The sequence below is a fragment of the Ruegeria sp. YTSC106 genome (assembly GCF_059609765.1).
This window is the reverse complement of sequence record NZ_JBXWMI010000019.1, coordinates 74,140-81,930: the sequence shown is the minus strand read 5'-3', so window position 1 is coordinate 81,930 and position 7,791 is coordinate 74,140. Positions and strand designations below refer to the sequence as shown.

General features: G+C 58.7%; 8 protein-coding genes and 1 tRNA gene. 7 read left to right on the top strand and 2 right to left on the bottom strand.

Annotated features, from left to right (window positions below; genetic code table 11):
• Window positions 1–327: 327 nt before the first annotated feature.
• Window positions 328–870: a phage terminase large subunit gene (gene terL / locus AC2FEB_RS20400; RefSeq protein WP_162896742.1), complete on the bottom strand. Its 543-nt coding sequence runs from the start codon at window positions 868–870 to the stop codon at window positions 328–330.
• Window positions 871–995: 125 nt separating this feature from the next.
• Between terL and AC2FEB_RS20395 the strand changes: the two genes are divergently transcribed.
• The gene (locus AC2FEB_RS20395; RefSeq protein ID WP_117868475.1) at window positions 996–1,271 is read left to right on the top strand and encodes a hypothetical protein; all 276 of its coding nucleotides are present in this window, start codon (window positions 996–998) and stop codon (window positions 1,269–1,271) included.
• Between the two features lie 374 nt (window positions 1,272–1,645).
• On the opposite strand, the gene AC2FEB_RS20390 is transcribed toward AC2FEB_RS20395, so the two are convergent.
• Window positions 1,646–1,735: transfer RNA gene (locus tag AC2FEB_RS20390), tRNA-Ser, on the bottom strand.
• A gap of 202 nt (window positions 1,736–1,937) precedes the next feature.
• On the opposite strand from AC2FEB_RS20390, the gene AC2FEB_RS20385 reads away from it, so the two are divergent.
• The 6 genes from AC2FEB_RS20385 to AC2FEB_RS20360 are packed head-to-tail and all read left to right on the top strand — an operon-like array spanning window position 1,938 to window position 7,764.
• The gene (locus AC2FEB_RS20385) at window positions 1,938–3,236 is read left to right on the top strand and encodes an SPOR domain-containing protein (protein ID WP_117868433.1); all 1,299 of its coding nucleotides are present in this window, start codon (window positions 1,938–1,940) and stop codon (window positions 3,234–3,236) included.
• Window positions 3,237–3,252: 16 nt separating this feature from the next.
• Entirely contained in the window at window positions 3,253–4,419 is a 1,167-nt protein-coding gene (locus AC2FEB_RS20380) for a D-alanyl-D-alanine carboxypeptidase family protein (RefSeq protein WP_117868432.1), read from the top strand.
• Window positions 4,416–5,042 (top strand): dTMP kinase, encoded by a 627-nt coding sequence (gene tmk / locus AC2FEB_RS20375; protein ID WP_117868431.1) that lies wholly within the window; start codon window positions 4,416–4,418, stop codon window positions 5,040–5,042. The genes AC2FEB_RS20380 and tmk overlap by 4 nt, the downstream gene beginning before the upstream one ends.
• Before the next feature lie 3 nt (window positions 5,043–5,045).
• Window positions 5,046–6,167, top strand: a complete 1,122-nt coding sequence (locus tag AC2FEB_RS20370; RefSeq protein ID WP_117868430.1) for a DNA polymerase III subunit delta' — start codon at window positions 5,046–5,048, stop codon at window positions 6,165–6,167.
• Complete coding sequence (locus AC2FEB_RS20365; RefSeq protein WP_117868429.1) at window positions 6,164–6,970, top strand: TatD family hydrolase; 807 nt, start codon at window positions 6,164–6,166, stop codon at window positions 6,968–6,970. Before AC2FEB_RS20370 ends, AC2FEB_RS20365 begins: the two co-directional genes overlap by 4 nt.
• On the top strand, window positions 6,967–7,764 hold the full coding sequence (locus AC2FEB_RS20360; RefSeq protein ID WP_117868428.1) for an MBL fold metallo-hydrolase: 798 nt from the start codon (window positions 6,967–6,969) through the stop codon (window positions 7,762–7,764). The genes AC2FEB_RS20365 and AC2FEB_RS20360 overlap by 4 nt, the downstream gene beginning before the upstream one ends.
• Window positions 7,765–7,791: the final 27 nt, after the last annotated feature.

Genomic DNA, 7,791 nt, shown 5'->3' with positions numbered 1-7,791 from the left:
GTTATACCCCTGAAGCTCGCGGGTATGAATCACGCAGGCGGGATGGCGACAACCAAATTAATAGGTCCAGAACCTAGTAGCGGCCGGTCCTCTCCTGACCTAGGCACAACTTGTTCCCGGGCAAACTTTGATCAGAGAGACACCTCCCAATTTCGATGTAGAACGGACGCAGCAGGTGCATCAGGTGTCACCCAAGCGAACCCTGCCCCGCCCCTGGTCTGGCTCATATAACTACCGCCGTCTGACCCGCTCACGGCTGCGCTCCCGTCGTTCGATGTTGATCTGGTGATCGCGACCAAAGGCCCGATAGAAACCCAGACCTTTGGACTAGTTCAGGAATTGAGAGACGCTGTCGACCTGATCGTCGTTGCGTCCGCGTGGAAAGGATTGCAGCTCGCGTTTGAATGCCACCAGCCAGGGCGCATCAATTGGCAACATCACCCTGCCCTCCTCCACCGGTGCACAAGCTGACTGGAACCGGGTTTCCTTATCTTTGTCAGGCTTAATGCGTTCGTACCGCCTGCGATCGTCAAAGAACAACTCGTCAAAGAGTGGTTTTCCGCTTGCCGCAACTTCGATTAGAACGTGGTCGGGATCCCAGCGGTTGACAAGACTCAATGGCTTGGACTTCAGGTCCGTGTAGTCCACCTGCCCTCGCCAGACGTCAAGCAGGTACCATGCGTTTTCGCGAAAGCCCCAGGTCGTATAGACCGAGAAGTCGGACCGGGAATCCGCAGACATGCCCGTACCCCAGCTTTGAACAACCAGTTGGAGCCAGCGAGGATCATCGATGGTTTCGTAAGTACCGAACCACTCCCAGCGCAGGGGCGAGCCGTCTGGTGCAATCGGGTTTTCTGCTGATACTGGCAATTGAACACGACCGCGCCCATTTCGCGACGCTTGGTATCCAACGTGTCCTGATCCAGACGCGACGGGCACAGCAGATCACCCGGTTTGCGGCGCATGACCTTTCCTCGACCGAGATGAACCGTCTCATGCTCTTGCGCGATGGTAGGCAGGTTCAGATGCCGATAGGTTCCGCGTTTGAGCAAGTAGCCCGGCGGATCCATCTCGTGCAGCCGCTGCGCAACCATGACGACGCGCCCCTCGGCCGGGTTGTCAAAGCGCGACAGCAAGGTTCCCTCAATGAACTCCTGCGCCTTGACCAGTTCAGCTTCGGAACCCAGTCGCCCGAACTCACACTCAAGCGACTGGTCAGCGTTACCCTCGCACTTGATTGGGTTGAACAGGAATTTCCGTTCGACTTTTGACACCTCAAGAACCGGCCTCCCTGATACAGGGTTCGCCCCCCTGATCCGTGGGAACAATTCCCTGTTCGCTCAAGAAAATTTCCTGTTTCACCTTTTAGGGAATTTGCAGCATAAACCTCTGAAAAGCATACGGTTCTGATAGGATAAACTCTAGGTCCCAGGCCCATCTCACGAAAATTCCCTGTAAACTGCCGGGTATCAGGGAAATCCCGCCCAAAGCGAACCCGCCAATATGCGGCACTGAGACTGGGGCGTTAAGTGTCCTCTGAATGTACGGTTTGCTCCGTCTCTGATTGAAAACGCATGCGCCAACTCGCGGGAATTGCGGCACGATTCCGGGTTAGAAAACACCGCTGAAGTGAGGCAGGTATGAGTGGCGGGGAGACAGGGATTCGAACCCTGGGAACGCTCTCACGTTCAACGGTTTTCAAGACCGCCGCATTCGACCACTCTGCCACCTCCCCGTCGACAGCAGGGTCTAAGGCGAAGTTCGACCAGAGGCAAGCCGAAATCGGGAAATCTTGCCGAAGCCTGTGCAGCGGTCTTTCCATGACACTTCAGCCACGTTATGATCCGTTCGAAAGACCGTAACAGGCTGGCATACAGAACCGGCAGACCGGCAGCGGGGTTCGGAAAACGAAACCCCTTCAGGCAAGGGATAAGCAGATGAAGCGAGCGATCGAGACACGCCCGGGGCCGAAACGGCTGGCGTATCTGGCGTTGACTTTGACGATACTGGCCGGATGCGAAGAGGCTTTTTCAACTTCTGAATCGGCTGAGAAACCGGAAGAAAATTCGGGGAAAACAGAACTCCTGCCCGACGTGACCACCAGCTCTAAGCGTGATGTCGAAGCCCCTGAGGTTTTTCAGACAACCGAAGCAGGGCTTTGGGATGGCCGCCCGTCCCTTGGCGGGGTTTGGGTTGCTCACCCGGACGTTTCACAACCTGAGCGTGTCGTGATCAGAAACACCTCTAACAACAAATCCGTGACTGGCGCCCTGTTCCGGCGCGAGCGCGATCTGCCCGGACCCGCGCTTCAGGTCTCGTCCGCTGCTGCGAAAGAGCTCGGAATGCTTGCGGGCGCGCCGACAAAAGTCAGCGTCGTCGCACTGCGCCGGGAAAAGCTGGAAGAACCATCGCCGGAGGATGCGCCGGAGGCAGAAGAATCGGCAGCGGAAACCACCGCCGCGGCTGCTGATGGAGCTTCCGACACTCAAGCTTCTACAGACTCGGAAAAACCGGCCAAACGAAAATGGTGGCAAAAGAAGGAACCTGCCGTTGCTGCGGCTGGTACGGCTGCGGTTGCAGCGGGGACTGACAGTGCATCGGATGAAACGGCTGAAAACGCCGAGACCGCAAGCGAAGACGCCGAGACGCCCACTTCTACGGACGATCAGGTCGACACACCTGCCGAAAAACCAGCCAAGCGGAAATGGTGGCAGAAGAAAGCCCCCGCAGCTGCTGCCGCGGGAACTGCTGTGGCCGCGGCTGATACGGCGACTGACAGCGCAGACGTAGCCGCCGAAGCCGCCGAAGCCGTGGTGTCACCCTCTTTGTCGGATGCACCGGTCACGCCCCCAGCTGAGCCACCTGCCAAACGGAAATGGTGGCAAAAGAAAGACCCCGCCGCGATCACCGAAACGCCACTGGATCCGGTAGAGGGGGCCGCAGCCGCAATTGATGCGTCAGAAGCCACTCCTGTCGCAGCCGCCACAACGTCGGCGACACCTCTGAGCAAACCGTTTGTTCAGATCGGAACCTTCAGCGTCGAGGCTAACGCCAAGTCAGCCGCCCAAAAAGTGCGTCGGAACGGCATGCCCACAGTTGTACGGGAATTGAAAACAGCAAATAGTACTGTCTGGCGAGTGTTGGTTGGCCCCGCCGCAACCCGGGCCGAGCGAAAAGCCTTTCAAAAGGACGTGAAAGACCTTGGCTTCAAAGACGCGTTCACGGTAACCGACTAATTCAGGGAGTCGTAACATGCTATCCTCAATGCGAACATCCGTTCTGGCTTTCGGGTTTGCCGTTCTGGCGATACCTGCCCAGGCTTTTGATACATCTGCCCGTGCGGCATATGTGATCGACCAAACCACCGGTACCGTACTGCTGTCGAAAGAGGCCGACCAGCCGTTGCCGCCCGCGTCGATGTCCAAGCTCATGACGCTTTACGTCGCGTTCGAAGCGTTGCGGGACGGACGCTTGACGCTGGACGAAACTCTGCCCGTTTCAGAACACGCGATGAGCTATGGCGGATCGACCATGTTCCTGAACACGCAAGATCGCGTTCGTGTCGAGGATCTGCTGCGCGGCATTATTGTTTTGTCGGGCAATGATGCCTGCGTCGTCATCGCCGAAGCGCTCAGCCCGGATGGCACCGAGGCGGGGTTTGCGCGATACATGACCCAGCGAGCCAAGCAAATGGGCATGAACAATTCGAACTTCGCAAATTCAAACGGTTGGCCCGCCGCCGGGCATATGATGTCGGTTCATGATCTGGCCGTTCTTGCGGATCGCCTGATCTCCGACTTTCCAGAATACTACCCTCTATTCGCCGAAGAGGTTTTCGAGTTCGATGGCCGCGCACCGTCCAATGCCCGTAACCGCAACCCGTTGCTGCGACTTGATATCGGTGCGGATGGTCTGAAAACCGGCCACACGCAAGAAGCGGGCTATGGCCTTGTCGGGTCCGCCAAACAAGGTGACAGGCGGGTGATCTTTGTGCTGACGGGTCTCGACAGCACCGGCCAGCGGGCAGAGGAGGCTGAAGCCGTGGTTAACTGGTCGTTTCGAAATTTTGTCGAGAGGACAGTTGCCAACGCGGAAACGCCGATAGCCGAAGCCAAACTATGGATGGGCGAGAAAAAGACCGTGGGGCTTGTCCCCGATGGTGATCTGAACGTGCTGTTCCCGGTTCTGGGCACACAGAATGTCGAGGCCGAAGTGGTCTATGAGGGCCCGATCAATGCGCCCGTCAAGAAAGGCCAGCAACTCGCCGAACTGGTGATCAAACCCGAAGGTCTGCCGGAAATCCGGCGACCGCTGGTGGCAGCTGAAGATGTTGCGATCGGCGGTTTTTTGGTACGTATGCTGACTGTTGGCAGTATCGTATTGAAAGACGTGATCAACAACCCGCTGGAGTCGATGTGACGAAAGCGGGGTTATTTCTGACCTTCGAAGGCATTGACGGTTCAGGCAAGTCAACCCAGGCGCGGATGCTGGCGGAACATCTGCGTGCGCAGGGTCACGAGGTGGTACTGACGCGCGAACCCGGCGGCTCTGCGGGGGCCGAGGAAATTCGCAGCCTGGTTTTGGAAGGCGACCCGGATCGCTGGTCGGCCGAAACCGAGATTCTGCTGTTCACCGCGGCCCGTCGCGACCATCTGGAGCGTACCATCGAACCCGCGCTGGCAGCAGGGAAGGTCGTGATCTGCGACCGCTTTGCAGACAGCACACGTATGTACCAGGGCTTGTCCCGGGGCGACCTGCGAAATCTCGTGGATCAATTGCACAGCATGATGATCGGGCGCGAACCGGATATGACGCTGCTGATCGACATGGACCCTGAAACGGGCCTGGCACGCGCCAAGGGGCGACAAGGCACCGAAGAACGTTTCGAGGACTTTGGCCCGGAATTGCAAAAGAAGATGCGCGCCGGCTTTCTGGCGCTGGCCGATGAATTCCCGGACAGGTTTCACATCGTGGATGGCAACAGGGACATGGACAGCGTGGCGCAGGATGTTACAGAAATCGTTCAGGCAGCACTGCGGTAGACGATGAGCGACGATATCCCTTCCCCGGATCAGGTGCCGGGTGCACCACATCCGCGCGAAACCGTTCGGCTTTTTGGCCAGGACGCGGCTGAACAGGCATTTCTGACCGCCTACACTTCGGACCGTCTGCATCACGGTTGGCTGCTGACAGGGCCACGCGGTGTCGGCAAGGCGACACTGGCTTGGCGAATTGCGCGGTTCCTGCTTGCTACACCTCCGGCAGAGGATGACGGGTTGTTCGGCGCGCCGCCTCCGCCCGAGACGCTCGACATTGATCCTGACCACCCGGTAGCCCATCGCATTCAGGCCGGGGCAGAACCGGGTTTGGCAGCGATAGCCAGATCGCTGAACGATCAGGGACGGCTGCGCAGTGAGATCGTCGTGGATGACATCCGCAAGCTCGGGAAGTTTTTTGGCCTGTCCTCTGCTGACGGCGGCCGCCGCGTCGTGATCGTGGATTCAGCGGACGAAATGAACGTCAGCGCTGCCAACGCGTTGCTGAAAATGCTGGAAGAGCCGCCTGCGCGCACCACCCTTTTGTTGGTGTCACACCAACCCTCGCGCCTGTTGCCAACCATCCGTTCGCGCTGTCGCACGCTGCGCCTCGGCCCGCTGAACGCGCAAGACATGCAAGCCGCCCTTTCACAAACGGAAACCGAAATTCCCGCTCAGACTGAACACCTTGCTGCGCTTGCGGCGGGTTCAGTCGGAGACGCCGAGCGTTTGATCAATCTGGGTGGTCTGGACATCTATGCCGAACTGATCGCCATACTGGGCACCCTGCCCCGTATGGACCGCCAGCGCGCGCTGGCTTTGGCCGAAGCGGCGGCGCAGCGCGGCGCGGCAGACCGGTTTGAACTTTTGCTAACATTGATCGACGTTGCTCTGTCACGGCTGGCCCTGACCGGGGCAACAGGCACACCACCGGTTCCTGAAGCCGCCCCCAACGAGAGTGAAACACTGGCGCGTCTGTCAGCATCGCCGGATCAAGCCCGTCGCTGGGCCGAGGTCGCCGCGACGATCACAGCCCGGGCGCGACATGGTCAGGCTGTCAACCTTGACCCTGCCGCTCTGGTCCTAGATACGGTGTTCAAGATACAGGAAACCGCCGGTCAGAACAGATGAGCGACACCCCCCAGATTACTGACAGCCATTGCCATCTGGACTTCCCGGATTTCGACGGCCAGTTGGACGACATCATCACGCGTGCCGCCCAGGCTGGCGTGACCCGCATGGTGACGATTTGCACCAAGCTGCGCAACGAACCCGCTGTCCGTGCGATTGCCGAAACCCACGCGCCGGTCTTCTATGCCGCCGGCACACACCCGATGAGTGCCGCGGACGAGCCATTGGTCTCGGTCGAAGATCTGGTCGCCCTGGCACAGCATCCAAAATTAGTCGGTATCGGTGAAACCGGCTTGGACTATCACTATACCGCCGATAGCGCGGAAGTTCAGAAACAGTCCTTGCGCATCCATATCGAAGCAGCCCAGCGCACCGGGTTACCTCTGATCATTCACGCCCGCGCAGCTGATGAAGATATGGCCAGCATTCTGGCCGAAGAATATCGCAACGCGCCGTATTCCTGCGTGATGCACTGCTTCTCATCCTCAGCTGAACTGGCCAAGGCCGCCTTGGATTTAGGTTTTTACCTGTCCATGTCCGGCATAGCCGCCTTCCCCAAGAGCCAGGAATTACGGGACATTTTCGCAAGCGCCCCGGTGGATCGCGTTTTGGTGGAAACCGACGCCCCCTATCTGGCTCCACCGCCGTACCGTGGCAAGCGCAACGAACCGGCCTACACCGCGCACACAGCGCGTAAGGGGGCCGAAGTCTTTGGCATGGACTATGCCGCTTTTGCTGACCAGACGCAGGCAAACTTCGACCGGCTGTTCACCAAAGCAGCACTGTACAAGGCCGCTGCATGACCGGATTGCGATTTACAATTTTGGGTTGCGGATCCTCTGGCGGCGTGCCGCGATTGGGCGGTCAGTGGGGTGATTGTGACCCTGCGAACCCCAAAAATGTCCGGCGCCGCTGTTCGATGCTGGTCGAACGCGACGGGCCAGATGGCACAACTTCGGTTCTGATCGACACCACGCCTGATATGCGCAGCCAGTTGCTTGAAACAGGTACAGGGCGATTGGACGGGGTCGTCTATACGCATTCCCACGCAGACCATGTGCATGGAATCGATGATTTGCGCATGATCGTGTTCAACATGAAAACCCGTGTTCCTGTGTGGGCGGATGGCGACACCCAGAACGCTTTGTTGGGGCGGTTTGGATATGCGTTCATTCAGCCGGAAGACTCCCCCTATCCTCCGATCCTCGAGCTTAAGTCTATCGACGGTCCATTTGAAATCGACGGTCCCGGTGGCGCGATTCCGTTTCGCCCTTTCAAGGTGAATCACGGTTCGATCGATTCCCTTGGATTCCGCATTGGGCAACTCGCCTATCTGCCGGATGTTGCCGAGATTTACGACGACGCCTGGCCCGAAATGAAAGGGCTGGACTGCCTTGTCATTGACGCCCTGCGCCGCTCACCTCATCCGACGCATGCGCATCTGGAAAAGACGCTCGGGTGGATCGAAAAGTTGCAACCGAAGCGCGCGGTATTGACCAACATGCATATCGACCTCGACTATGCGACCGTCGACGCCGAAACCCCCGATCACATCACCCCCGCCTTCGACGGGATGGTGATCCATCAGTCGCAGTAGGCCGCTGCCCGCCCCCCGCATGATATC